This is a genomic window from Prevotella sp. MGM2 (genome assembly GCF_002933955.1).
Lineage (GTDB): Bacteria > Bacteroidota > Bacteroidia > Bacteroidales > Bacteroidaceae > Alloprevotella.
This window is the reverse complement of record NZ_BEWW01000212.1, coordinates 1-1,631: the sequence shown is the minus strand read 5'-3', so window position 1 is coordinate 1,631 and position 1,631 is coordinate 1. Positions and strand designations below refer to the sequence as shown.

At 48.1% G+C, this 1,631-nt stretch carries 4 protein-coding genes; all 4 read left to right on the top strand.

The window, feature by feature from the left end:
• Positions 1–113 precede the first annotated feature (113 nt).
• The 4 genes from C5S62_RS05045 (at position 114) to C5S62_RS05030 (ending at position 1,434) form a co-directional block, all read left to right on the top strand.
• Positions 114–329, top strand: coding sequence for a hypothetical protein (locus C5S62_RS05045; RefSeq protein ID WP_104404326.1), 216 nt, complete (start codon positions 114–116; stop codon positions 327–329).
• A 34-nt stretch (positions 330–363) separates the two neighbouring features.
• Positions 364–849, top strand: coding sequence for a hypothetical protein (locus tag C5S62_RS05040; RefSeq protein ID WP_104404325.1), 486 nt, complete (start codon positions 364–366; stop codon positions 847–849).
• An 11-nt stretch (positions 850–860) separates the two neighbouring features.
• Positions 861–1,097: a hypothetical protein gene (locus C5S62_RS05035; RefSeq protein WP_104404324.1), complete on the top strand. Its 237-nt coding sequence runs from the start codon at positions 861–863 to the stop codon at positions 1,095–1,097.
• Between the two features lie 64 nt (positions 1,098–1,161).
• Positions 1,162–1,434, top strand: a complete 273-nt coding sequence (locus C5S62_RS05030) for a hypothetical protein (RefSeq protein ID WP_104404323.1) — start codon at positions 1,162–1,164, stop codon at positions 1,432–1,434.
• Positions 1,435–1,631: the final 197 nt, after the last annotated feature.

Genomic DNA, 1,631 nt, shown 5'->3' with positions numbered 1-1,631 from the left:
ATCCTCCCTTATGGCCGCAGTTGTGGGACTGCACGAAAAACGGCCAGCCCTGCCGAAGAAGCTCAATGAGCTTCAAACAAAAGGGAGAAAATTAATTCAAACATCAAAAAGCAATGACAAAATTCAGAGTCAGAACAGAGTACATATTCAGTGGCTTCTTCGACATAGAGGCTGAAAACGCGGCACAGGCAAGGGAGTATGTTGAAAAGCACTGCGGATTGGTTATAGGCAGTGACATACATTCCTCACTACCTGATGATGAAGTAAACTGGGAGTTCCCAGTTCACCCCGACACAAAAATTGGCAAGACCACAAGAATTAAGCCGTAGTATAAAATAAACAACCACTCAAATTCAAAGAACTATGCACAGCACTATTTATCAAATCAGCACCGAGCCGATAGTCGAGAACGACTATCTGAACATCGACCGTATAGTAGCAGGAGAAAACGCCTCCATATCCTATGTGTGCGAAAACTCCGAGGACGGACGCAAGTTTGACATCCGTTTTCTTCTTGAACATATCCTGCCGAAAGGTATGTTTACGCCCACCGAGGAAAACACCATTACCTACAATGGTGGCTTCGCAATATGGCGCAAATCCCATTTCGACAACATCAAGTCTATATCTGCCGAACTTACCCCTGCAAACGTGATGAAATGGAACGGACCAATAGGGCAACTGAAAAAAGCCATTATCAACCCCCTCGGCACAGACGCTCTTTTCGTGACCGAGTTCTACGATGGTGCAGGCACGGCTGAACGCTCCGCAGACCTAATGGATATTATCGCCAGACTGAAAAAAGGCGATAGACTCTACATCGGAGCAATATTAGGGTATCACAACTAAAGCATACAGTCATGGAGTTCTTTATCGAGCCTATCCCTACATGGGCGTTATGCTATCTAATCAACGGAGACCCGACAGGGTTGACTGACGATGAAATTGCGATGATTGACAAATGGTATGCCGACAACAAAGTGCAGACCGTCACCACCGCTTCCGAAGTCGAGGGAGAGAGCCACCCATATTTCTCCCATTTCCATGCTTTCGGACTACCTGCCGAGGTCACTGACTGCCATGTGATGACCTTTTAATCAACGGAACAATCAACAGCCACTGCGTCAGCACCAATGACGCAGTGGCATAAACAATCAAGATATGACAACGACTGAAATCAACTACAAGGGCACGGACTATACATGCCGTATCGTGACAAGCAACGAGGGCGAGAGCCTTATCATCGGTGGGTTGGAATTGCTTGACGCACTTATGCCTTATCCAATCACCGACAAATGCAACGGCTTCGCCGACAAGGAAGCGGAGCGTGTCGATGAAGAAATTTTCTTTTATACTTCCGAAAGTGACTTGAAGCTCCCCGACAACGAACTTGTCGCAATACTCAGCGAGAGCAACCCCGATTGGTTTGACTGAAAATCCAATGGCTTCCAATCGCGGAATGTCGCAACATCCCCCAAGCCGTCCTTGCAATCACGCGGGGCGGCTTTTGTGAGGGGACGAGCAAAAGCCGCCTCTTAGGAAAACTTAGGGGCTGCAAGCCGTGGTGACAGGAGCGTGAGGCAGTGCGCCGGGCGTATTACCTCACACAACCTTATCACCACCGCTTGCTC

What these genes read in the sequence shown, in the direction of transcription:
- C5S62_RS05040 (WP_104404325.1), top strand. Translation starts at nt 364, where the DNA reads ATGCACAGCACTATTTATCAAATCAGCACCGAGCCGATAGTCGAGAAC.
- C5S62_RS05045 (WP_104404326.1), top strand. Translation starts at nt 114, where the DNA reads ATGACAAAATTCAGAGTCAGAACAGAGTACATATTCAGTGGCTTCTTC.
- C5S62_RS05035 (WP_104404324.1), top strand. Translation starts at nt 861, where the DNA reads ATGGAGTTCTTTATCGAGCCTATCCCTACATGGGCGTTATGCTATCTA.
- C5S62_RS05030 (WP_104404323.1), top strand. Translation starts at nt 1,162, where the DNA reads ATGACAACGACTGAAATCAACTACAAGGGCACGGACTATACATGCCGT.